This is a genomic window from Pseudomonas sp. IPO3774, assembly GCF_013386835.1.
Classification (GTDB): Bacteria; Pseudomonadota; Gammaproteobacteria; order Pseudomonadales; family Pseudomonadaceae; genus Aquipseudomonas.
In genome coordinates, this window is record NZ_JACAQY010000044.1 from 17,530 (window position 1) to 41,490 (window position 23,961).

Here is a 23,961-nt window from a genome sequence, read left to right on the forward strand (position 1 = left end):
TTCGCTCGTGAATTATTCAGCCAGTTGTTTGAATTGCCTCGCCAACTCCAACACGATTCGGCCGCTATTCGCGGTGGGCACCAAATGGGTAAAGGGAATATCGATCATCCGGTTCTCCCGCACCGCCCGCAAACGCGACAGCACCGGGTCAGTGGTCAGCAACTGACGTTTGCGGCTGGCCGGTGACCACAGAGCATCTGCCAGCAAAATCACATCCGGGTCACTCATCAGCAGGGTTTCGCTGCTCACGGTGACGCGGTATTGGTTGATCCCGGCAAATAAATTGCGCGCACCAGCAGCCGCCACCAACGTGGTGACAAAACCACGCCGACCCTCGCTGTCCAACCCGTTGACCTCACTGTCCAGGTAAAACACCGACAGCGGTTTACCCTCACCAGCCAGCGCCTGGGCACTGGCCAGGTCGGCGTCCATGGCATCGCTCAACGCCCGCGCCCGTTGCTGTTTGTGCACCAGGGCGCCGAGGGTAAACAGGTCGTTGCGAATATGCCCGAAGTAATCCAGCGAGTGCCCGTCGCACGCCGACTCCAGCAAGTACGACCCAACCCCGTTGCCTGCCAACCCTGTGCGGGAGGTGACACCAGTGCCAAAGGCAGTGGCGAATCCACCGACCACCAGATCCGGTTTCTGCGCATAGAGCACTTCGCTGGACGGGTACTTGGGCGCAATCACCGGCACGCCGAAATACTCGCCGTGTCGGTGGGCCACACCGTTGTCATCCAGATACGCCACGCCCACCAATGCGGGACCGACATCCAGCGCCAATAACAGGTCGGCCGCATGCTGATTGAGGGCCACGATGCGCGAGGGCGGTGAGTGGGTGGCCGTCCAGTCCTGGTTGCAGTTGCGATAACGGTCCGCCAGGGCCAACGATGGGCAGAGCAGGGCGCCCAACAGCAACCACGAGGCCTTCATGGGCGCTCCTTGATCAGCAGATCCTCGACGACTTCGCCGCCCACCAGATGCACTTCCACCAGCCGTTGCACATCGTCTTTGTTGTGCACGCCGTACCAGCAAGTGTCCGGGTACACCGTCACGATTGGCCCCAGGTTGCACGGGAACTGGCAGTGGGTGCGTGTCAGCAGCACGCCGCCAGGCTTTTCGATGCAGTCGTGTTGCAGCAGGTGGCGGCGCAGGGTTTTCCACAGTTGCAGCGCGCCACGCTGCGTACAGCGTGGGCCAGTGCACAGGAACACGTGACGGGCGTGGTCAGGCACGTGGGACCAGTCCGGATGAGTTTCCACGGGCGTACTCATCAGAAGCGATACGTGTAGCGTACTTCGGAGGTGAACGGCCGCCCGAGGTTGTCGACGTTGCTGGCGCGGCTGGTGACGTAGTCGCGGTCGAACAGGTTCTCTACCAGCAGGCTCACGCGGTGTTGGTGGGCGTTGTCGAGGTAGCGATAGGCGTCGGCATCCACCACGGTGTAGTTGCCGTATTCGACCTTTTTCGAGCTGACGATATCGCCGATGTAACGCACGGCGGTGCCGGCGCCCCACAGGCGGTCCGCCGATTCATAGCCGACCCGCGAGCGGGCGAAGAAGCCCGGGATATCGTTGATGGTGACACCCGCACGGGACTCGGTGAGGTTGCGGGTCATGTCGGCCTGCACGCTCCATTGTTCATTGAGCTGCAGCTTGGCGTCGGCCTCGAAACCACGCATCTGGATCTGCCCCTGGCCGTTGACCCACTGGATATCGTCTAGGGTGATCAGGTCGGTGATCTTGCGTTTGAACAGCGTGACGCTGGCGCTGAAGTCCCGGGCCAGCAGGCTGCCCTTGTAGTCGACGCCCAGTTCGGCGTTGCGGCTCTTCTCCGGCTTGAGGTTGCGGTTGCCTTTTTCATCGTCTTCGTTGACGAACAGTTGCTCGGCATTCGGCAGTTTGTAGGCAGTGCCGTATTGGCCGCGCAGGGCCCAGTTGTCGTTGAGGTCGTAGAGCGAAGTGAGCATGCCGACGGTGGCGCTGTCGCCGCCGCTCATGGCTTCGTGGCGTACGCCGATGCTCGGGTGCCAGTTCGGCAGGGCTTCGATATTCGGCCGCAACTGGGTATACAGCGCGTGGGCCTGGGCCTTGTTGTCGTCGATGATCAATACATCGTCCTGGCCCTTGAACCACTGGTTGTCGGACCCGAACACCAGCACGTGCTCGCCGGGCAGCACGGCCTTGCCTTCGGCCTGCACGCCCCAGTCGGTGAAGCCCCAGTAGTCGTTGTGGTTGATGGCCCGGGTGCCGCCGCCTTCGATATTGTTGATGCGGGTATAGCGCGTGTCCCAATCGTTGATATGCCCTTTGACGAAGTAGCTCAGGCGCTCGTTGAGGGTTTGCTCGAAGGTCGCCGTAGCGATTTGTTGTACGCGGTCGTTGGTGGTCTTGTGGTTGTCCACCGGGCGGGCGAAATCGAGGTTGGCGTCGGCGTACTGGTAAAACAGCTCAAGGCGCGTGTCATCGCCAAACGACTGGATCGCCTTGGTGCCGAAGGTGGTGACTTCGTAGGAGCGCTTCTTGTCGCTGACGTTTTTCATGTCGCGGTTGCGAAACGGCTGGTAGCCCTCGGAGACGTTGCGGCTGACGTAGGCCAGCAAGCCAAGATCGCCGAAACCGTTGTTGAAGATCTTCTCGACCCGGGCATCGCCGGTGGTGCCGCCGAAGGTGTCTGCACCCAGGTTCACCTCGCCGGACGCCTCGCGGGTTTGCGGGCTGCGGGTAACGATGTTGATCACCCCCGACACCGCCTGGGTGCCGAACAGCAGGCTCTGGCCACCCTTGAGCACTTCGATGCGCTCGATGGCGTTGGCGGGCAGGGTGTCCAGGTACAGGCCGCCGTACAGGCGGTTGTTCAGGCGCACGCCGTCCAGCAGGATCAGCGTGTCGTCGTTGCGCCCACCCAGCAGGGAATAGGTGCCGTAGTCGAACGGGCCGTTCTTGGGGGCCACGTACAGGCCGGGGATGAACATCTGCATCACGCGCGACACATCGGCGGCGGGGCCGGCGCGTTCAATTTGTTCGCGGGTGACGATCTCAACCTTGCTGCCGTACTGGGCCATATCGGCCACGGTGGTGGACTCCACCGACGGTGCGGAAACGTTGAGTTGCTTGAGTTCCAGGGTGTTGTCGTCGGCCAGCAGCAGGGGGCTGAACAGGCAGCCGAAAAACAGGCCGGGCACAGGAGTCTTGAAAGGTCGAATCATAGTCTTCTCGGAAAAGTATCTTTCGCGAAAAGCACGCACGAGTAGGCACCGAGCACACGCCAATACCGGCCCATGCCCGCCCACCGCAGGATTTTGCCAAACAGAATTCCAGGCCGGTCTCCGGGCTCACGCGTATGGACACCTTCACCTTCCCATGGCGCGCAGGCCACAGTGGTGTGTCGAAGGAATCACGCGTCTACCGTTGCGGGGGCAGCACCGGACTGGCTCGAAAAGAGCGGCACCGGTTTCCCGTTTCACCCCATGCACGGCGGCATGAGGCACCTGAAACAGGCCGGCATCTGAACATTCGAAAGACCGTTCGTCAACTTGGCGGGTACTTTTCCGGCGGTTGCCAGGGAAGCGACTGACGGATATTGCCAGAAAATTCCCACAGGAGTACAAATGTACTCCATGAAGAATCTAACGCCCCGCCGTACCGCCATCCTGACCTTTATCCGCGACCGTATCGCGCAGCAAGGCCAGTCCCCCAGCCTCGCCGAGATCGCCGAGGCGTTCGGCTTTGCCTCCCGCAGCGTGGCGCGCAAGCATGTGCTGGCGCTGACCGAGGGCGGCTTTATCGAGGTCAACCCCAACCAGGCGCGCGGCATCCGCCTGCTCAATCAACCGGCGCGGCCGGAGCTGCTGGATATTCCGGTGCTCGGCCGGGTGGCCGCCGGTTTGCCCATTGGCGCCGATGCCGAAGTGCACAACCGTCTATTGCTCGACCCGGGCATGTTCGCGAAAACCCCGGATTACCTGCTGCGGGTGCAGGGCGATTCGATGATCGAAGATGGCATCCTCGATGGCGACCTGGTGGGCGTACGCCGCAGTGCCGAGGCCTTGAACGGGCAGATCGTGGTGGCACGCCTGGACGGTGAAGTCACCATCAAACGTTTCGAACACGTGGGCGAGCGCGTGCGCCTGCTGCCGCGCAACCCCGCCTATCAACCCATCGTGGTGCGGCCCGATCAGGACCTGGCCATCGAAGGGGTGTTCTGCGGCCTGGTGAGGCAAGGCTGATGGGCGCCGTCGTTGCACTGGACTCGCTGTTCAATGGCGGCCGGGTCTGGAAAGGCCGGCCCGCCGCGCCGCCGGCCAGCGTCCATCCCACCGGGCTTGCGGCCCTGGATGCGGTGCTGCCCAGCGGTGGCTGGCCGGAAGCGGCGTTGAGCGAAATCCTGATGGCGAAGGAGGGCGTGGGCGAGTTGCAGCTGGTGTGGCCGACCCTGGCACGGTTGGCGGCGGCCGGTGAGCGCATCGTGCTGGTGGCGCCGCCCTACACGCCGTACCCCCACGCCTGGCAAAACGCCGGGGTGGATGTGCGCCAGCTGTCAGTGATCCAGGCCGATGAACGCGATGCCTTGTGGGCAGTGGAGCAATGCCTGCGTTCCGGCAGCTGTGGCGCGGTGCTGTGCTGGCCGCGCAAGGCCGATGACCGGGCCTTGCGCCGCTTGCAGGTGGCGGCGGAAACCGGCCAGACCCTGGCCTTTGCCTGGCGCTCCTTGAACGAGGCCATCAACCCGTCACCGGCCGCGTTGCGCCTGGCGGTTGAGGCGAGCCCTGCGCAAGTGCGGGTGCTCAAGTGCCGGGGTGGCCTGGCCCATCCCGCGCCCATTGCGCTTGGGCACTGAGGTTGGCATGCGCTGGGTGTGTATTGTGTTCCCGCAATTGGCGCTGGACGGGGTGCTGCGTCTGCGCCCCGAACCGGATCAGCCATTGGCCCTGTTGGCCGGCACGCCGCAGCGGCGGGTGCTGCAAACCGTCAATGACGCCGCGCGCAAACTCGGCCTGCGCCCCGGCCAGTCGCTGACGGCGGCTCATGCCTTGACCAAGGCGTTCGCCTGCGCCGAATACGACCCGGCGCAGATCGAATACTGGCAGCAGTTTCTCGCGGCCTGGGCCTACCGTTTCAGCTCCCAGGTCAGCGTGTTCTACCCACGGGCGTTGCTGTTCGAGATCGAGTCGAGCCTGGGCCTGTTCGGGCCCTGGCCGTTGCTCGAAGCACGCTTGCGCAAGGAGCTGACCGAACTGGGGTTTCGTCACCGCATCGTCGCCGCGCCGAACCCGGCGGCGGCGCGGATATTGGCGAATGTCTACGACGGCCTGGCCGTGGCCGATGAGCAATACCTGCAACACGCCCTGGCACCGATCCCCATCGACCGCGCCGGCCTCGACCCGCAAGCCGCCAGCGCATTGTCGCGCATGGGCTTGTGCACCCTGGCCCAGGTGCAGGCGTTGCCTCGGCATACCCTGGCCCGGCGCTTCGACGCTGCGCTGCTCAAGCACCTCGATGCACTGTGCGGCCAACGGCCCCTGGCGCTGGCGTTCTACCAGCCGCCGGACCGGTTTGATGTGCGCATCGAGCTGAATTTTGATGTGTTGTCCCACCAGGCCTTGCTGTTTCCCTTGCGCCGTTTGACTGGCGATCTGTCGGCGTTCCTGTGTGGTCGCGACAGTGGCGTGCAGCGTTTTGACCTGCACCTGGAACACGCGGCCGAGCCCGACAGCGTGATCAAGGTCGGCCTGCTCAGCGCCGAGCGTGACGCGGCGATGCTGTTCGAACTGGCCCGTGGCCGCCTGGAGCAAGTGCAAGTCACCTCGCCGGTGCGCGGCTTTCGCCTGGTGGCCGAGGACCTGCCGGTGTTTGTGCCCCAGCGCCAGGACCTGTTCGACGAGCGCCCGCAACAAACCCTGCCGTGGGAACAACTGCGCGAACGCCTGCGGGCGCGGCTGGGGGACGAAGCGGTGCAAGGCCTGCGCTTTCACGCCGACCACCGCCCCGAATGCGCCTGGCAAGCCGGTGCTGACACTCGCCCGTGCACCCCCTCAAATAACGTGCAACGCCCGGGCTGGTTGCTGCATGAACCGACGCCTCTGGCCGAGCAAGGTCTACACATCCTGATGGGCCCGGAACGCATCGAGTCCGGCTGGTGGGATGGTGCCGATGTGCGCCGCGATTACTACCTGGTGCGCACCCGCGCCGGCCAGCAGGGCTGGGCTTACCGCACCGTGGGCGAAAGCGGCACGCTGTGGCTGCAAGGCTGGTTTGCATGAAGTACGCGGAGCTGCACTGCCTGTCCAACTTCAGTTTCCAGCGGGGCGCCTCCAGTGCCCGCGAGCTGTTTGAACGGGCCAGGCAGCAGGGTTACGAGGCGCTGGCCATCACCGATGAATGCACCTTGTCGGGCATCGTCCGTGCCTGGCAGGCGGCCAAGGAAGTCGGGTTGCCGCTGATTATCGGCAGCGAGATGCGCCTGGAAAACGGCCCCAAGCTGGTGCTGCTGGTGGAGAACCTGGAAGGCTATCAACACCTGTGCCGGCTGATCACCATTGCCCGTCGCCGTGCGGGAAAAGGTCACTACCGCTTGCTGCAGGAAGACTTCACCGCGGTACACGGCTTGCTCGCGTTATGGATGGTCGAAGACACCGACACCCAGGCCCATATCCAATGGCTGTGCAGCACCTTCACCGATCGCCTGTGGCTGGCGGTGGAACTGCATTGCGGCCAGAACGATGCCCGTCACCTTGAGCAACGCCTGAACCTGGCCGCCAGCCTGCACCTGCCGGCGGTGGCCTGCGGCGATGTGCATATGCATGTGCGCGGTCGCCGTGCGTTGCAAGACACCATGACCGCAATCCGTCACCACGTCCCGGTGGCCGAAGCCGGCGCGCGCCTGCATCCCAATGGTGAACGGCACTTGCGCAGCCTCGATGCATTGGCCGCGCTGTACCCGGCGCACTTGCTGGAAGAGTCCCTGAACATTGCCCGGCGTTGCACCTTTGACCTCGGCCAATTGCGCTATCAATACCCCAGGGAGTTGGTACCTGAAGGCCAGGATGCAAAATCCTGGTTACGCACCTTGACCGAGCAAGGCATCGCCCAGCGTTGGCCGAAAGGGGTCGACGCCAAGACCCTCCAGCAGATCAATAACGAACTGGAACTGATCAGCGACCTCGGCTACGAAAGCTACTTCCTCACCGTACACGACATTGTGCGCTTCGCCCGCAGCCGTTCGATCCTGTGCCAGGGCCGTGGCTCGGCGGCCAACTCGGCGGTGTGTTTTGCCCTGGGCATCACCGAGATCGACCCGAGCCTGATGAACATGCTGTTCGAGCGCTTCCTGTCTCGTGAACGCAACGAGCCGCCGGACATCGACGTGGACTTCGAGCACGAACGCCGCGAAGAAGTGCTGCAATACGTCTTCCAGCGCTACGGTCGTACCCGCGCCGCGTTGACGGCGGTGGTCAGCAGCTACCACGGCGCCGGCGCGGTGCGCGACGTGGCCAAGGCCCTCGGGTTGCCACCGGATCAGGTCAACGCCCTGGCCGACTGTTGTGGGCGCTGGAGCGACGAAGCACCGCCCCTGGAACGCCTGCGCGAAGGGGGGTTCGACCCCGACAGCCCGGTGCTGCGCCGAGTGCTGACCTTGACCCAACAACTGATCGGCTTCCCCCGGCACCTGTCCCAGCACCCCGGCGGCTTCGTGATTTCCGAACACCCGTTGGACACCCTGGTGCCGGTGGAAAATGCCGCCATGGCCGAGCGCACCATCATCCAGTGGGACAAGGACGACCTCGACGCCGTGGGCCTGCTCAAGGTGGACATCCTCGCGCTGGGTATGCTCAGTGCGATTCGCCGCTGCTTCGACCTGCTGCGCCGCCATCGCAACCGGGACCTGAGCCTGGCTTCGGTGCCCAAGGAAGATGCGGCAACCTACGCGATGATCAGCAAGGCCGACACTATCGGCGTGTTCCAGATTGAGTCGCGGGCGCAGATGTCGATGTTGCCCCGCCTGCGACCGGAAAAATTCTACGACCTGGTCATTGAGGTCGCCATCGTGCGGCCGGGGCCCATCCAGGGTGGCATGGTGCATCCGTACCTGCGGCGGCGGAACAAGGAGGAGGAAACCACCTACCCGTCGCCGGAACTTAAGTCCGTACTGGAGCGCACCCTGGGCATCCCGCTGTTCCAGGAACAGGTCATGCAGATCGCCATGGTCGCCGCCGATTACACACCCGGTGAAGCCGACCAACTGCGCCGTTCCATGGCCGCCTGGAAACGCCACGGCGGCCTCGAACCCCATCAGCAACGCCTGCGCACCGGCATGCTGAAAAACGGCTACAGCGAAGCCTTCGCCGCGCAGATCTTCGAGCAGATCAAGGGCTTTGGCAGCTACGGTTTTCCCGAGTCCCACGCCGCCAGTTTCGCCTTGCTGACCTATGCCAGTTGCTGGCTCAAATGCCATGAACCGGCAGCGTTCGCCTGCGCCCTGATCAACAGCTGGCCCATGGGTTTCTACAGCCCCGACCAGATCCTGCAGGACGCCCGTCGCCATCATTTGCAGATCCGCCCGGTGGATGTGCAGGCCAGTGACTGGGATTGCAGCCTTGAGCCGATCGAAGGCCAGCAACCGGCGATTCGCATGGGCTTGCGCATGATCTCCGGGTTTCGCGAAGAGGACGGCCGGCGTATCGAAACGGCGCGCCAGGCCCGGGCGTTTTTTGATATTGCCGACTTGGGCGAGCGTGCCCAATTGGACACTCGCGCCCAGGAACTGCTGGCGGATGCCGGTGCCTTGCGCGGCCTGGCCGGGCATCGGCACCGGGCGCGTTGGGAGGTGGCCGGGGTGCAGAAACAACTGGGCCTGTTTGCCGGTATCGCCAGCCCGGAAGAGGCGGTGGTGGAGCTGCCGCAACCGACAGTCGGCGAAGATTTGTATGCCGACTACGCCAGCGTCGGCACCACCCTGGGCCCACACCCGTTGGCGCTGTTGCGCGATGAACTGCGCGCGCGGCGTTGCCGCAGTTCCAGGGAATTGCTGCAGGTTGAGCATGGCCGCAACGTCAGCGTCGCCGGCCTGGTCACCGGTCGACAACGTCCTGGCACGGCCAGCGGCGTTACCTTCGTTACCCTGGAAGATGAGTTCGGCAATATCAATGTGGTGGTCTGGCGCGATTTGGCCGAGCGCCAACGCCAGGCGCTGGTGGGCTCGCGGTTGCTCAAGGTGGATGGCCGCTGGGAGGCGGTGGGCGAGGTTCGGCACCTGATCGCCGGGCGCTTGACCGACCTGACCCCGTTGCTGTCGGGCATCAGTGTGCGCAGCCGGGACTTTCGCTGAGCCGGCCCTTGCTCCTTCCTGCCGGCATAAGCAATATGCGATGAAACCAACCGCCGCTGCCGGGCTCAAAGTTTTCATCGCCGCCCACCTTTTATCTTTTGCAGAGCCGACCGATGCAGTTTTTATCCAATACCCACGGCTGTGAGGGTTGGGCTGGGGAAATGGCCCAGAGGATTCGTGCTTTCGATTGGTCCACCACCGACCTCGGCCCGATGAATGCCTGGCCCTCCAGCCTGACCAGCGCCGTGCAGATGATGCTGGCATCGCCCATGCCCATGGTGATGCTGTGGGGGCACGCCGGTTACATGATCTACAACGACAGCTATTCGGTATTTGCCGGCGGTCGCCACCCTTATCTGCTGGGTGCGCCGGTGGAACTGGGCTGGCCGGAAGTCGCCGACTTCAACCGCAATGTGGTCGACACCTGCCTGGCCGGCGGCACCTTGTCCTACCGCAACCTGCCCCTGGAACTGTTGCGCGACGGCCGCCCGGAAGAAGTCTGGATGGACCTGTATTACAGCCCCGTGGCCGGTGACGACCAACAACCGGCCGGGGTCCTGGCGATTGTGGTGGAGACCACCGAACATATGATCTCCGAGCGCCTGCGCCAGGAACTCACCCACAACCTGGAGCAGCGCGTGGCCGCGGAGGTGCAGGCCCGTTCCGCCGCCGAAGAACAGTTGCGTCAATCACAGAAGCTGGAAGCCATCGGCGGCCTGACCGGCGGCGTGGCCCACGACTTCAACAACCTGCTGCAAGTGGTCGCCGGCAACCTGCACCTGCTGGCCCGGCATGAGCCGGACAACCCCCAGGTGCAGCGCCGTGTCAGCGCCGCCATCGCGGCAGTGGAACGTGGGGCCAAGCTGACCTCGCAACTGCTGGCCTTCGCCCGTCGCCAGCCATTGTCACCGGCGGTGTACAACCCGCTGCGCATCTATGAAGGCCTGGGCGAGCTGCTGCAGCGGGCGCTGGGAGAAACCATCCACATTGATGTGCAACTGCCCCAGGATCCATGGTGCATTAACGTCGACCGCAACCAACTGGAAAACGCACTGCTCAACCTGGCGATCAACGCCCGGGATGCCATGAAAGGCGAGGGCGTGATTCGGATCACCGGCGAAAACATTATTCTCAACCCTCCGGATTGCGCCGGTAAAAGCATCAACCCCGGTGAATATGTGCGCCTGGCCGTCGCCGACAGCGGCGCCGGCATGTCACCAACGATCCTGGCACGGGCCTTCGAACCGTTTTTCACCACCAAGCCGAATGGCCACGGTACCGGCCTGGGCCTGAGCATGGTGTTTGGGTTCGTGCGCCAAAGTGGCGGGCATGTTGAGGTCGAGAGCGTGGAGGGCAGCGGTACCGTGGTGCAGATGTATTTCCCGCGCAACCTGGGAGAGCCGGAAAACCACGATGCGCCCGTCGAGCTCACACAACCCACCGGCGGCCATGAGACGATCCTGGTGGTTGAGGACAACGAAAGCGTACGCGCGGCCGCGGTGGAATTGCTTGAACAATCCGGCTACACCGTGCTCACCGCCGAAGACGGCGACCGGGCCATGCTGATGCTCCAGGCCGGCCTGCAACCGGACCTGATCTTCACCGACGTGGTGATGCCGGGCCGGGTCAAAAGCACCGACCTGGCCGAGTGGGCGCGCAGGCAAGTGCCGGCGATAGCGGTGCTGTTTACCTCCGGGCATACCCGCGACATTCTTTCCAGCAACCACCTGCTGGGCAACGACATTCACCTGCTGAGCAAACCCTATGGCCCGGATGACTTGGCGCAACGGGTGCGCTCGGTACTGACCTCCCGAATGATGTGACGAATGAAGATCCAGCCAGCAACACCAAGCCACTGTGGGAGCCGGGCTTGCCCGCGATGGCGGAGTGTCAGGCACCCCATCCGGTAACTGGCACACCGTCATCGCGGGCAAGCCCGGCTCCCACAGTGGATCTTCACTGCCTTGAACACACCGATAAGGTTACCCATGACTTCCCAGCGCAATCTTCCCCCAGACACCTCACTCACCACCCAACGCCCAGGCTTCGTGCGGGTGCGGGGTGCCCGGGAGCACAACCTGCGCAACGTCGACGTGGACATCCCCCGCGACGCCCTGGTGGTGTTCACCGGCGTGTCAGGCTCCGGCAAGTCCTCGCTGGCATTCTCCACCGTCTACGCCGAAGCCCAGCGCCGCTATTTCGAATCCGTGGCGCCCTACGCCCGCCGCCTGATCGATCAGGTCGGCGTACCGGACGTCGACGCCATCGAAGGCCTGCCGCCCGCCGTGGCCCTGCAACAACAGCGCGGTACACCCAGCACACGTTCATCAGTGGGCAGCGTCACCACCTTGTCCAGCCTGATCCGCATGCTCTACTCCCGCGCCGGCAGTTACCCGGCGGGGCAACCGATGCTCTACGCCGAAGACTTTTCCCCCAACCTGCCCCAGGGCGCCTGCCCGCAATGCCACGGCCTGGGCCGCGTGTACGAAGTGACCGAAGCCCTGATGGTGCCCGATCCTTCCCTCACCATCCGCCAACGCGCCGTGGCGTCCTGGCCACTGGCATGGCAAGGCCAGAACCAGCGCGACATCCTCGTCACCCTCGGCTACGACGTCGACATCCCGTGGCGCGACCTGCCGAAAAAGCAGCGCGACTGGATCCTCTTCACCGACGAAACCCCCACCGTCCCGGTGTACGCCGGCTTCACACCTGCCCAAACCCGCGACGCCCTCAAACGCAAACTCGAACCCAGCTACCAGGGCACCTTCACCGGTGCCCGACGCTACATCCTGCACACCTTCACCCACTCCCAAAGCGCCCTGATGAAAAAGCGCGTGTCGCAATTCATGCAAGGCAGCCCATGCCCGCTGTGCGAAGGCAAGCGCCTGAACAAGGCCGCGCTGTCGGTGAAATTTGCCGGCGTAGACATTGGCGAACTGTCGCAAATGTCCTTGCTGCAACTTGCCGAACTGCTGCGCCCGGTGGCTGAAGGGCAGGGCGATAAAAAGCTCTCCGTGGAAAAACGTCTGGCCGCCCAACGCATCGCCCAGGACCTGCTCGAACGCGTCAGCACCCTGACCGACCTCGGCCTGGGCTACCTGGCCCTGGAACGCAGCACACCGACCCTGTCCTCCGGCGAACTGCAACGCCTGCGCCTGGCCACCCAACTGGGCTCGCAACTGTTCGGCGTAATCTACGTGCTCGACGAACCTTCCGCCGGCCTGCATCCCGCTGACGGCGAAGCCCTGTTCGCCGCCCTCGACCGCCTGAAGGCCGCCGGCAACTCACTGTTCGTGGTGGAACACGACCTGGAAACCATGCGCCGCGCCGACTGGCTGATCGACGTCGGCCCGGCTGCCGGTGAACACGGCGGCCAGGTCCTGTACAGCGGCCCACCCGCCGGCCTGGCGCAGGTCGAAGCCTCGCAAACCCGCGAATACCTGTTCGCCGAAAAACGCCCGGTCAGCCAACCACCGCGCCAACCCACCGGCTGGCTGAGCCTGGAAGGCGTCACGCGCAACAACCTCAACGACCTCAGCGTGGACTTTCCCCTGGGCTGCTTCACCGCCGTCACCGGCATTTCCGGCTCGGGCAAATCCAGCCTCGTCAGCCAGGCGCTGTTGGAACTGGTAGGCGCAGGCCTGGGCCGCGTGGTGGAAACCGAAGACGAACCCAGCCTCGAAGACGACGCCCCGCAAACCAGCGGCGGCCGTATCAGTGGCGGCCTGGAACACATCCGCCGCCTGGTGCAGGTGGACCAGAAACCCATTGGCCGCACACCGCGCTCCAACCTCGCGACCTACACCGGCCTGTTCGACAACGTACGCAAACTGTTCGCCGCCACACCCGCGGCGAAAAAGCGCCATTTCGACGCCGGGCAATTTTCTTTCAACGTCGCCAAAGGCCGCTGCCCGAACTGCGAAGGCGAGGGGTTTGTCAGCGTTGAATTGCTGTTCATGCCCAGCGTGTACGCGCCATGCCCGACGTGCCACGGCGCGCGGTACAACCCGGAAACGTTAGCGATCAAGTGGGAAGGGCTGACCATCGCCCAGGTGCTGGGGCTGACGGTTGAACAGGCGGTAGAGGTATTTGCCGAAGAGCCGGGTGTGCTGCGCTCGCTGCAAGTGCTGCGGGATATTGGCTTGGGTTATTTGCGCCTTGGCCAGCCGGCGACCGAGTTGTCAGGCGGGGAGGCGCAGCGCATCAAGCTGGCGACCGAGCTGCAACGCAATGCCCGGGGCGCGACGTTGTATGTGCTGGATGAACCGACGACCGGGCTGCATCCGCGGGATGTGGATCGGTTGTTGAGCCAGTTGAATCATCTGGTGGAGGCGGGGCACACGGTGATTGTGGTAGAGCATGAAATGCGCGTGGTGGCGCAGAGTGATTGGGTGATTGATATTGGGCCGGGGGCTGGGGACAGAGGCGGGAAGGTGGTGGTGAGCGGGACGCCGCAGAAGGTGGCGAAGAGTAAGGGGAGCCGGACTGCGCCGTTTTTGGGGCGGGAGTTGGGATAGCTAATGGCCGGAAGGGGTTTATTCATGGCTTTGCTCTCTAGCGTTCGGCACCTGGCGGGTGACCAAAGTAGGCCTTGTAGGCATGGTTGAAGTTAGCGGGATTGGCATAGCCCAGGCGGTAGGCGATCTGCGCCACCTGCCACTTGCGCTGACGAAGCAGATTGCGCGCAAGCTCCATGCGTTGCTGGCGCACATAATCCAGCATCGACTGGCCGTAGATTTGACTGAACGCCCGGCGCAGCGTGGTTTCCCCCACACCCAGGCTACGGGCCAGCGCTTGAGTGCCGGGAGGGTCGATCAGGTTGGCATCCAGTTGAAACCGCGCTTCATGGGCCAGGTCTGAATGACCGCGTACCGCAGGTATTGGCCTGGCAGGTTGAGGGGCGAGATGGGCCGCCAGCTCCACCAGCGCTGCCAGGCTCAGGCTTTCCTGATTAAGGCGCTCCAAGGCGCCTTGGTACGGTGAGTGATAAATCCGCTCCAGCAAACGCCCCAGTGCCGGGCAGCCGTGCAGTCCCGAAAACTGAACGCCGTCATTGAGCAGGCTGAGTAACGGCTGGAGCGCCGAGTCCTCTTCGGCCAGCTCGCGCAAATAATCGCCTGCGATGCGTAGCCCGGCCATGCGCGCATGACTGCCGGCGGGCAGTTGATCGACGGTTTCCATGCTCTCACTCAGGCCCAGCACATGGACTGCGCCCGTGGTGTATTCATTGAGCACACCGTCGACCCGATGCTGCCACTCGCCGCCGAGCACCTGCACGATGCACACACTGTCGGGCAATACCTTGTGGATCTTCAGCGGCTCGGGGAACTGCAAGTCACAGTCGAAATACTGCAGGTCTGGCCGAACGGTCCGTGCGCGGTAGTGGCCGATGGCAGAACCAATAACCTGACGAGCGCTGTCGTCGAATACGCCGGCCTGGTCCAGGGGACCCGGATGATCGAAGCAGAAGTGTGTGTCGAGATAAGGATTCTGGCGTTTCATCGAGAAGGGTTTGAGTCATGTCCTTATGTGTTCGCTCCATTGTACCCCGTCACTCGTCGTTGTGAACCGCAGTCTCATTGTTGTGCGCAACGGCCTGCACGGTTGGCAGATCGCCGAGGGTGACTTTCAATGGTCGGCCGTGAAATTCAAGGAACCTGAGTATGCTGATTTATCGCAAATGGGCTGCCGTGCTAAGCATGGTACTGGCCGTCATGACGGGCAATACCTTCGCTCAAGATCGCCCGGAAGTCGCAGATAAGGTCGCTGCGTATTCGGGTGAGGCCGGGGTGAAAGTCTGGACACTGCGTATCGGGGCCCGTGACGAAAATCAGGCACTGGTGCAAGTGGAAGGGGCTGACCACGACTGGAACCTGAAAATCCAAAAGATGTCTGTCGAGAAGACCAGCAAGGACACGCGCTATTACACCACGGTAGACGGTCAGAAGTTCGTCGTACTGATTCTGCAAAACGGCTGGGGAGAGCTGTACTTGCCAGGCGAAGCAAAAGCGCTGGCCGTCGCCTATAACGAGGCGCTGGCGAGTCAGGGCAATGCGCAAGCATTTCTCACTGACTATCTCCAGGCGAACTGAGCCATGAGCCTGTTGAGACGATGGTCGTGGGGCCTGGCGATGTTGCTGCTGCCGCTGGTACTGATGGGCTGGAGCAGCCTTCAGAGCTGGCGTGCCGACAGTACCCTGGAAGAAGCGCAGGTGATGCGCCAATGGCTCGCCAGCCCGAGCGATGAATTGAGGCAGCAACTGCCGCAACAATGGCGCAAAACGCCGGTACTCCCGGACGACAGCCTGCGCGGCTACCTGCAGCGTGAGGTCGCTCGGGCCGATGCCGACCAGGGCTCGGTGCACATGCGCCAGGTCTTGGCGTTTCTCGGTTACTGGCTGGCGGTCGCGGCCGTGCTGGCGGGCTGCGCGACCTGGGTAAAACTGCGCCTGGATGCCTGGCGCGCGTTGCGTTCGCGGGACTTTCTTTATGACCGACTGGTCCTGAGCTGGCGTGCGCTGGGGCAGTGGCTGGTGGTCTACACCGGGTTGATAGTGGGGGCGCTGGCGATGGCCCTGCTGTATGAAGTCAGCTGGGGCTGGAGCAACCGCCAGAACAGCGGCATGGTGATACTGCTGGTGGTGGTGCCCTTGCTGGTGATGCTGTACCTGGGCGTGCTGTTGATTGGGCGCCTGCGTCGGCAATGGCAGGATATGGAAACGCCGCAATCCGGGTTTCTGGGGCGTTCAATCAGCCGGGCCAGCGCCCCGGCCTTATGGGAGTGGATAGAAAAACTGGCAGCCGTCACCCGCGCGCCCGTGCCGGACCACATCGTGATTGGGGTCGACCAATCGTTTTTCGTCACCAGTGTCCAGGTGGCCCTGCAACCCTCGGGGCAACTGTTGACGGGCCGTACGATGTACCTGCCGCTGACTTTCCTGTCGACCCTGAGCCAGGAAGAAGCCGCCTCGATTATCGGCCATGAGCTTGGCCACTTCAGCAGCCGCGACACCGAGCGCGGGAGTGAAGCCGGGGCACGGTTCAGCCTGATGTACATGCATTTCCTGAACATCAGCGCGGTGGATGACATGCCGTCCTGGATCGAACGCCCGGCGATCTGGATGACGTGGCGCTTTCTGCACCACTTCCAGATAGCCGTGCACCATTGGAGTCGTGCGCAGGAATTGGTGGCGGATAAGGTCGGGGCGCAAATTGCCGGCGAGCGGCTGTTTTGCCAGGCGCTGCTGCGCGTCATCGCCCTTGATGCCGAAGTCAACAAACTGCTTGGGCAGCGTACCCACAGCAACTTGATCCAGGCGTTAGCGGACCACCTTCGCCAGGCTCCGGTGATCTTGAACGAGGCGGTGATGGATCACGCGATCGCTCATCCGTTCGATACCCATCCCCCCACTGCCGTGCGCCTGCAGCAACTGGGTGTGGTTCTCGACGACCAGTTGCTGGCCCAGGCAACACGGACGCCCACCGCGCACGACCGGCAGTGGTTCAGTCAACTCACTCATGATCCGCAGTCGGCTGAAGATGCCAACAAGAATGGAGTACCGGTATGAACCACCCTGATGATCCACTGGCCAGCCTGGCCCAATCCCTCACTGAGGATTTTAATCAGCACACTGGCGATCAGTTGCAGGCGGCCATCCAGGAACGCGAGGAGTGGTTGGCCGAGGTTCCCGCAGTCACCGAACTGGCCTACCCACGCAAGGTGCGCCGCACCCTGTTGCTCTTTTCAGTGTTCGCTTTCGTGATGGCGGGCGGGAGTGCATGGGATGGCAAAAACGCGTTGATGGGAGGCATTTTTGCAATCGTGGCGCTGGTCTTGCTCAGCGGGGTGTGGCTGCACCGTCGGGCCGGCGAAGAAATCCTGATGCGCCTGACCCATAGCCACTTGTGGTTTCGCAACCTTGATGCAGAAATCGATCTGCTGGATATCGGCGATATCCACATCAAAGAGGGCCGCATCAAGCTATGGATCACGCTGACATTGCGCGAGGGTGCGCCATTGCCCGCCTGCAAAAACGCTGCGGGCCCCCTGATGCCCCACGTCAAGATCAAGCGCTCCCGGGAGCCTCAGATATGCCTGACGCTGTTCGGCCTGCAACTGAACGGTAACGTCCTCACCGGCGAACAAGTGCTGGAAATGCTGGACACCTACTGCAACGCGGCGCGTGTAGAGGGTGAGTTGCGGGCGTTGAAGGCTTCCTGAAGGGGTAGGGGGCTACACCCGTTTGTGGCGAGGGCGCTCGCGCCTCGCCACACACATTGATGTATTCGACAGTTTCAGCGACTTGCCTCGGTACGCCACAGCACAGGCCAATGAACCTGCTCCAGCCCCATGCAGGTGTTCATTTCAGCCGCATGGGTCAGCGTGAAACCGTTACCGTCGTAGCGCCAGCGCAGCGCAGTGCCACAACCCCCCATGCCCATCGCCATTGCCTGGCTGCTCAGCTCACCCGTGGCCGGATCAAAATCGACCAGGCCGTTGGGCTCTCTTTCCGGCAGATTTGGCACTTCGGCGACCCGTGCTGGGCGCGCCTGCTCAGGGTGGTCCAGGGGCGCCTGGTAGATATTGTAGAAACAGTTGTATGCCCCACAGCCGGTTTCGATGATCACCAGCGCTTGATCTGCACTCAAGGCATAGGCGTTAGCCTTTGGCGCAACGCCTTCATTCAGATCCGCTTGCCACTCCTTGCGCGTGGCCGCCACCACGGCATCCGCGACTTCTTTTGCCCTGTCCGGGGTTATCGCAACGGGTGCCTGCCAACTCGGTGCCGGCGGTGCGGCCGGTGCTTGCGGCACGCTGCTGGCGGGCGCCTGCCCCTTGGAAATCAGTGCGTCCTGTGTACCAACGCGCCCCTGGACCGAGTCGATCAGCAAAAGCGCCGCGCTCATCCCGTTTAGCGAGGCGACGGAGGTACCGCCCTCAATGGGTAAAATCAACTCCCGCCCGTTGCGCAACTCTGCAATCAAGGCGTCGGCATTCGTTCCGGTCAGAGCAAACACCTCAGATACCTCACCTTTTTTGAGTTCGCCAGGCTCGAATCGATTTTTCAGCGGCTTGCCATCGAGTGTTGGCTGACCCTGGGGGGCGGTGTAGCTGAACACGCCTACCCGCAAGTCTCCATGTGGGCCGGCTTCACGGGTTACCCGCAGGCTGAACGTCGAGATACCGATATCGTCACGCTCCGGGACGGCACCGATAGCCGTGCAGGCACGCGTGTTATCACAGCCGACAATCCAGTCCTTGATCGAACGCTCCAAAGGGACATTATCGGCGGCGTTCGCACTGGTAACTGCAGCAGCCATCAGGAATATGAGGGGGAGTCGGGTCATCAAACAGGTGCCTGTAGACTGGAAAAACGCTATTAGGGCAGGGTTCTTTGCCAATACCTATTGCATGGCCGTCAGGCACAACAGAAACCCCGGCTGGAACAATCGGTACGGTGTTCCAGCCAGCGCCTGAACGTGGGATGTCGCCAGTCCAGTGCGCTGCACATCAGGGTGACTTTGCGCCGTTGCGCCCCTCAATGCTGCGCACCAACGCCCCAAAAAGCTCACCCTGCGGCATCTCGCTCAAGGGAATATTCGCCTTCTCGAACCACTCCCGATCCGCCTCTGGGTGCGGGCCGCTCAGCACCACTACCCCGTTTTCATAGGTGTAACGCGCTGCCGCCACATCACCATTCCGGTAGGTCGCAATGGTTGAAGAAGGCGAGGTCGCGTCAGGCCTGGGGAAGTAAGGCCCATCCTGATAAAAGACGCTATCGGTTTTCCCATCCCACACAACCTGCACCGCCGCGTCTGCAATGCCCGCGACCTCAAACCCAGGCCTGCCCGCCTCTGAATCAAGGTCGTAGGGTATCAGGCCAAAGTTGCTGTCGTCGGCCAGATAAGCGCCCATACACAGCCCCAGGTAGCGCCCACCCTGGGCGACAAAGTCACGAATGGCCTGCACCCGCGCATCCCCCAAACTATCAAGCGCCGCAGGGATGTCCTGACCGCCGCCGGGTTGAACGTAGAGGTCATAACGAGCGAGGTTTTGCGGCGTGATGTCGATCGATTCATCGGCACCTACAAAGTCAATCTGCGCAGTTGGGCGGACGCGCAGCAGGGCTGTTTTGACATTCTCTGAACATCCCTCGCAGCCCGCCGGGCCTCGGTAGATAGCGACATGGGCGATGGGGGTTGCGGCGTGTACCGAGTAAGGAAGCAGCGTGAAAAACGCAAAAAGCGTCGCGGCGATGGCGTGCAGATTCATGGTTGTAGAGTCGTCTTAAAGCTGATTGGGTCCGATCGGACTTTGTGATTCGAAGCCTAAAGCCAATAGCCACTTGAAGGAGTTAACATTTGTAAAACGGCTAGGAAAAATCGGGATTGATGATCGCAACGACGGTTTTCCCATTGAAATTTATGGGTTTTCCTTTAGTGCATAAATATCGAAGAGAGCGTTTCTTCCATTTTCAGTCCCCGGAATTTTTCAGGCCGTTTGAGTCAGCTCTCGGCCATGCGCGAATGCTATCGGCCAATAGCACACACTCAAGTATCGACTATGCTTGGAGCGATTCAGCCCTGTACCTGAAGGATCTAAACAATGGGGTACCTTGTCGTTGCTCACGCGATGAATGTGAAGCCGGAGTTAGAACCACTTTCTACGTTGCCGGTGAGCATTGGTTGGTCATTGCACCAGGATGAAAACGCCACGTCGTTCTACTTAGACACGTTCAAGGCTGGCGAAGAACGGAAATGGCCCTTTACGTCTATGCCACCCATCAAGGATGTACCGCTTGAGCTCCCTCAAGAATTGGCAGCGCTATCGCGGATATACAAAGTGCTTAAGGATGCTCAGCTAGCCGACTACTTCAAGAGAGCTTTCCTGAATGTGAATTTAGCGCTGAGTAAAAGCCTTCAATTACACGTTTGCAGCTTTTGCACGGATGACGACGGGCTGGATTTTGTGTGTGTATCTTCGAATGGTGAACTGCAAAGGCTGCGTTGCGTTTGCGGTGATCTGGATATCACCTACGAGCTTGGGACGGTCATGATCCAGCCGCTTCTGATAGACGGCGTTGAAGGCACCGATGTAAGTGGTCTGCATGACCCAGAGAGCGGCATTCACGTCTTGAGTCGGAATATAACGCCCTCGTCGTTACTGCATGCAGTGGCTTCAGCAGAAACCACTCGCTTTCTACAAGCAGAAAGCCCCCCTCTGGGTCTAGGTAGCTTCGATGGTCTGGACGTCGCACCGGTAAAGATTGCAGGCTCTAAGATTGCCTCGCTGAAGCCTGAGGTGGTTGCTCAGAAAGCGTGGTGGAGGCGGTGGTAGTTGTATCGACGACTTCGACCCAAGCCAGGAGGTTTTTCGGGGAAAAGTAGTCAATTATCAGCATCGAAAAATTGGGGCCGATAATGGGGGCCAGTTTTCAAGAAGCTACCCGTCATGATGGGCTGCAATCGGCCAATAGCGGTCCCTCCGTCCAGAACCATTTTCCACCCTTAGCAGTCACTCAAGCCGACCACTTTTTCTTATTCGCCTTATCTCTACCTTGTAAATTTGCTCGTGTTCGAGCCGCATATTAGATGACATAGTCATCCACTGATCCGGACCGAGCCCCAAGCTCTTCAACCTCCCGAACCACCGTGCCAAGAATGCCGATCCCTTCATGAATCTGCTGCGTTGTCAGGCCGGCATAGCCCAAAATGAGCCCTGCCGGTCGCTCGTATTCTACCGACGTGGGTTCGGCAAACAGCGGCGAAAGCGGATATACGCCAACCCCGCGTTCGAGCGCTATCGCCTGCAACGTCGGCTCATCCTGAGCGCGAAGCGCGGGTAGCGTTAATACGCCGTGTAAGCCCGCCGCCATGCCGGCCAGTTGCCCATATTCCGCCAGATGCTGTTCAAAAGCCTCCAGTAATGCCCTTCGCCGCAGTTCATTTTCCCGCCGCAGGCGGCGAACGTGACGCTCATAGGTTCCACTTTCGATCAATGAGGCGAGCACGTTTTGCTCCCAGCGCGGTGAGTGTCGATCGGTCAGCCGTTTTGCTTCACGGAAAACGTGAACCAACTCGCGTGGAAGAACCAGATAACCCAACCTGAGCTGCGGTGAGAGTGCCTTGGAGAACGTTCCGACATAAATGACGCGAGCATCTGCGTCCATGGATTGCAGTGCGTCGATGGGCCGCTGGCCATAGCGAAACTCGCCGCCGTAATCGTCCTCAATGATCCACGCGCGATGTCGCCTCGCCCAACTCAGCAGTTCGAGGCGACGTGCGACAGGAAGCACCGCCCCCATGGGAAACTGGTGCGACGGAGTGACAAAGGCCAGGCGCACGCGATCACCTTCCGGCAGAGCACTGGTATCCAGTCCAGAGGCATCGACGGGTATGGGCAACGCCGTCGCGCCCGTGGCCTCAAAGCAATATCTGGCCATGCGGTAGCCAGGCTCTTCGAAGACGAATGCATCTTGCGGGTTCAGCAAAAGCCGGGCGCACAGGTCAAGTCCTTGCTGCGAGCCATGCACGACGAGTATTTGATCCGCATCGCACGCCAGACCGCGTGCGCGTCGCAGATAACCTTGCAGCGCATTGCGCAAGCGCTCTTCCCCTTCGGGGTGGCCGTAAGCGAGGCTCGGTTGACGCTTGACTAGTTCGGAACGGTAGGCGCGCTGCCAACCCAGCGCCGGAAAATCCCTGGTAGCGACCGAGCCGTACCTGAAATCGATGCGGGCTTGGGGTGACGCCATGTTGTACGGCTTCATGATGGCCACTCGTTGCCCGTAAAGGGAAAGCACTGGCGGCAGTTCCTTTTGCTGCGCCGAGTCCCCTTGGGCATGCCCAGATTGAGTGCTGATTATGCTCGCTACCGTGGCGGCCTTGCCCACTGATGTCAGGACAAAGCCTTCGGCCGCCAGTTGCTCGTAAGCCGCCGTTACCGTGGTTCGCGACACGCCGAGTTCGGCCGCGATTGCCCGCGTCGACATGAGCCTCGTGCCGGCGGCAAGCGTGCCGTCTTCTATCTGCGCGCGCAGCCTGGCATAGATCCGACGTTGCGCGCCGCGGGAAAATGCATCCGGATTGGCTGAAAACTGGCCCATGGAAAAACCTCGAAACTGGCACTTTCGATGATGCAGGTCGTGGTCGACATTATGGACTCCCAACAATCCGTAGTGAAATCCCATGTACATTCCCGAACACTTCGCAGAGCACCGCCCGGAACAGTTGCACCGAATTATCCGCGACAATCCGCTGGGCATCCTCGTGACTGAGGGTGAATCCGGCATGGATGCGGACCACATTCCCTTTGAACTCGATACCGGCCACGGAACATACGGGTTGCTGACCGCTCATGTGGCCCGCGCCAATCCTGTGTGGCAACGTTGCGCCGGCGGCACGCCTGTCATGGTGATCTTCAGGGGGGCAGAAGGCTACATTTCGCCCAACTGGTATGCGTCCAAGCACGAAACGCATCGCCAGGTTCCCACATGGAACTACGAGGTGGTGCATGTGCATGGCGTCATGCGCGTGATGTCGGAAGAAAAGCTCCTGCGCCGCACCCTGGCCCAGCTGACTCGCCACCAGGAGTCCAAGGAGATCAAGCCCTGGAAGATGGGCGATGCGCCGCGTGAATATCTGGACGAGATGGTGTCGAGAGTTGTCGGTATCGAGATCGAAATGCAGTGCGTTGAATGCAAGCGCAAGCTCAATCAAAACAAGTCGCACGCTGATCGCTTGTCTGCGATCGCGCACTTGCGCGAGCGCGGGCACGTTGAGCTTTCTTCGATAATGCTGGCCAACCTTGAGCAGCCGGATCAGGGGGCAGCACCGTGGACCTTGAGTTGACCACCACCACGATTCTGGTGACCTTCGCCGGAGTTTTTTTGATCTGCTTTATGAAAGGTGCCTTCGGTGGAGGCTTCTCCATTGTCGGCATTCCGCTGCTGTCGCTGGTGATGGATCCGCTCACAGCCGGCGGACTGCTAGCGCCGTTGTTTATCGCGATGGACCTGTTCGGCCTGCGTTACTGGAAGCCATCCACTTGGTCTAAACCCGACCTGGTGCTGTTGTTACCAGGTCTGGTTGTCGGCATCGGTGTCGGCTATCTACTCTTTCGCGTCATGGATCACCGCGCAGTCGCGTTAGTGATGGCGGCGGTTACCCTGATTTTTGTCGGCCTCTGGTTCAAAACCGGTGGGGAAATCAGGGTCAGCCAGCGCTCATCGCTCAAGGCGGTGTCCGCAGGCGTCACCTCTGGGATCACGACTATGGTCGCGCATTCTGGTGGGCCACCATTAGCGATATACCTGTTGCCGCTCGGTCTAAGCAAGAAAACCTATGCCGGCACCACCAGCATGTTCTTTACCGTAGGCAATCTGCTCAAGGCAGTGCCTTGGCTGCTGCTAGCCAGGCCCACCGGTAACGTGCTAAGCCTGATGGTCATCTGCCTGTTAGCAGTTCCAAGTGGTGTCTGGCTGGGCTGGCGACTGCACACCAAGCTGGATCAACGCCAGATGTACCTTGCCTGCTACTGCCTGCTCGTAGTCACCGCGGTAAAACTTCTGTGGGACGGCATAAGTGGCTATATCGTCTGAAAATGCCTCACCACTATGAGGCCCAACGTTACGG

The 23,961-nt window shown here is 61.7% G+C and carries 19 protein-coding genes and 1 riboswitch; of the genes, 12 read left to right on the forward strand and 7 right to left on the reverse strand.

The genetic code is table 11. The features are described from left to right. Window positions 1–12: 12 nt before the first annotated feature. Genes HYE77_RS23000 through HYE77_RS23010 form a run of 3 tightly spaced genes read right to left on the reverse strand, consistent with a single transcriptional unit; the run spans window position 13 to window position 3,208 of the window. On the reverse strand, window positions 13–933 hold the full coding sequence (locus tag HYE77_RS23000; RefSeq protein ID WP_177069442.1) for an ABC transporter substrate-binding protein: 921 nt from the start codon (window positions 931–933) through the stop codon (window positions 13–15). After that, window positions 930–1,262 (reverse strand): ferredoxin, encoded by a 333-nt coding sequence (locus tag HYE77_RS23005; RefSeq protein WP_008432571.1) that lies wholly within the window; start codon window positions 1,260–1,262, stop codon window positions 930–932. The genes HYE77_RS23000 and HYE77_RS23005 overlap by 4 nt, the downstream gene beginning before the upstream one ends. Window positions 1,263–1,273: 11 nt before the next feature. Further along, window positions 1,274–3,208 (reverse strand): TonB-dependent siderophore receptor, encoded by a 1,935-nt coding sequence (locus tag HYE77_RS23010; protein WP_177069443.1) that lies wholly within the window; start codon window positions 3,206–3,208, stop codon window positions 1,274–1,276. 93 nt (window positions 3,209–3,301) lie between these two features. After that, window positions 3,302–3,509, reverse strand: a riboswitch (cobalamin riboswitch). Between the two features lie 101 nt (window positions 3,510–3,610). On the opposite strand from HYE77_RS23010, the gene lexA reads away from it, so the two are divergent. The 6 genes from lexA to uvrA all read left to right on the forward strand — a co-directional run bounded on the left by lexA (window position 3,611) and on the right by uvrA (window position 13,844). Next, window positions 3,611–4,228: a transcriptional repressor LexA gene (lexA, locus tag HYE77_RS23015; RefSeq protein WP_003210482.1), complete on the forward strand. Its 618-nt coding sequence runs from the start codon at window positions 3,611–3,613 to the stop codon at window positions 4,226–4,228. After that, window positions 4,228–4,839 carry a translesion DNA synthesis-associated protein ImuA gene (gene imuA, locus HYE77_RS23020; RefSeq protein WP_008432576.1) on the forward strand — a complete coding sequence of 204 codons (612 nt, stop codon included), beginning with the start codon at window positions 4,228–4,230 and terminating at the stop codon, window positions 4,837–4,839. The genes lexA and imuA overlap by 1 nt, the downstream gene beginning before the upstream one ends. A gap of 7 nt (window positions 4,840–4,846) precedes the next feature. Continuing rightward, entirely contained in the window at window positions 4,847–6,262 is a 1,416-nt protein-coding gene (locus HYE77_RS23025) for a DNA polymerase Y family protein (RefSeq protein WP_177069444.1), read from the forward strand. After that, window positions 6,238–9,327, forward strand: a complete 3,090-nt coding sequence (locus tag HYE77_RS23030; RefSeq protein WP_371321565.1) for an error-prone DNA polymerase — start codon at window positions 6,238–6,240, stop codon at window positions 9,325–9,327. Before HYE77_RS23025 ends, HYE77_RS23030 begins: the two co-directional genes overlap by 25 nt. 113 nt (window positions 9,328–9,440) lie before the next feature. Next, window positions 9,441–11,150, forward strand: coding sequence for an ATP-binding protein (locus tag HYE77_RS23035; RefSeq protein ID WP_177069446.1), 1,710 nt, complete (start codon window positions 9,441–9,443; stop codon window positions 11,148–11,150). Between the two features lie 165 nt (window positions 11,151–11,315). After that, window positions 11,316–13,844, forward strand: a complete 2,529-nt coding sequence (gene uvrA, locus HYE77_RS23040) for an excinuclease ABC subunit UvrA (protein WP_177069447.1) — start codon at window positions 11,316–11,318, stop codon at window positions 13,842–13,844. 37 nt (window positions 13,845–13,881) lie between these two features. Here the strand turns inward: uvrA and HYE77_RS23045 are convergent, their stop codons facing one another. Then, the gene (locus HYE77_RS23045; RefSeq protein ID WP_177069448.1) at window positions 13,882–14,829 is read right to left on the reverse strand and encodes an AraC family transcriptional regulator; all 948 of its coding nucleotides are present in this window, start codon (window positions 14,827–14,829) and stop codon (window positions 13,882–13,884) included. A gap of 161 nt (window positions 14,830–14,990) precedes the next feature. On the opposite strand from HYE77_RS23045, the gene HYE77_RS23050 reads away from it, so the two are divergent. Genes HYE77_RS23050 through HYE77_RS23060 form a run of 3 tightly spaced genes read left to right on the forward strand, consistent with a single transcriptional unit; the run spans window position 14,991 to window position 17,548 of the window. Continuing rightward, window positions 14,991–15,419, forward strand: a complete 429-nt coding sequence (locus tag HYE77_RS23050) for a hypothetical protein (protein ID WP_003210496.1) — start codon at window positions 14,991–14,993, stop codon at window positions 15,417–15,419. Window positions 15,420–15,422: 3 nt separating this feature from the next. Beyond that, window positions 15,423–16,895: a M48 family metallopeptidase gene (locus HYE77_RS23055; protein WP_023658733.1), complete on the forward strand. Its 1,473-nt coding sequence runs from the start codon at window positions 15,423–15,425 to the stop codon at window positions 16,893–16,895. Next, on the forward strand, window positions 16,892–17,548 hold the full coding sequence (locus HYE77_RS23060; protein WP_177045014.1) for a hypothetical protein: 657 nt from the start codon (window positions 16,892–16,894) through the stop codon (window positions 17,546–17,548). Before HYE77_RS23055 ends, HYE77_RS23060 begins: the two co-directional genes overlap by 4 nt. Before the next feature lie 74 nt (window positions 17,549–17,622). On the opposite strand, the gene HYE77_RS23065 is transcribed toward HYE77_RS23060, so the two are convergent. Further along, window positions 17,623–18,675 (reverse strand): DUF1176 domain-containing protein, encoded by a 1,053-nt coding sequence (locus HYE77_RS23065; protein WP_177069449.1) that lies wholly within the window; start codon window positions 18,673–18,675, stop codon window positions 17,623–17,625. 163 nt (window positions 18,676–18,838) lie between these two features. Next, window positions 18,839–19,600 (reverse strand): BPL-N domain-containing protein, encoded by a 762-nt coding sequence (locus HYE77_RS23070; RefSeq protein WP_177069450.1) that lies wholly within the window; start codon window positions 19,598–19,600, stop codon window positions 18,839–18,841. 333 nt (window positions 19,601–19,933) lie between these two features. Between HYE77_RS23070 and HYE77_RS23075 the strand changes: the two genes are divergently transcribed. Beyond that, window positions 19,934–20,665, forward strand: coding sequence for a hypothetical protein (locus HYE77_RS23075; RefSeq protein WP_177019861.1), 732 nt, complete (start codon window positions 19,934–19,936; stop codon window positions 20,663–20,665). Between the two features lie 250 nt (window positions 20,666–20,915). On the opposite strand, the gene HYE77_RS23080 is transcribed toward HYE77_RS23075, so the two are convergent. After that, on the reverse strand, window positions 20,916–22,517 hold the full coding sequence (locus HYE77_RS23080) for a PLP-dependent aminotransferase family protein (RefSeq protein WP_008432589.1): 1,602 nt from the start codon (window positions 22,515–22,517) through the stop codon (window positions 20,916–20,918). Between HYE77_RS23080 and HYE77_RS23085 the strand changes: the two genes are divergently transcribed. Next, the gene (locus HYE77_RS23085) at window positions 22,516–23,178 is read left to right on the forward strand and encodes an FMN-binding negative transcriptional regulator (protein ID WP_008432591.1); all 663 of its coding nucleotides are present in this window, start codon (window positions 22,516–22,518) and stop codon (window positions 23,176–23,178) included. The two genes, HYE77_RS23080 and HYE77_RS23085, sit on opposite strands and share 2 nt — an antisense overlap. Then, window positions 23,163–23,927, forward strand: a complete 765-nt coding sequence (locus HYE77_RS23090; RefSeq protein ID WP_177069451.1) for a sulfite exporter TauE/SafE family protein — start codon at window positions 23,163–23,165, stop codon at window positions 23,925–23,927. The genes HYE77_RS23085 and HYE77_RS23090 overlap by 16 nt, the downstream gene beginning before the upstream one ends. Window positions 23,928–23,961: the final 34 nt, after the last annotated feature.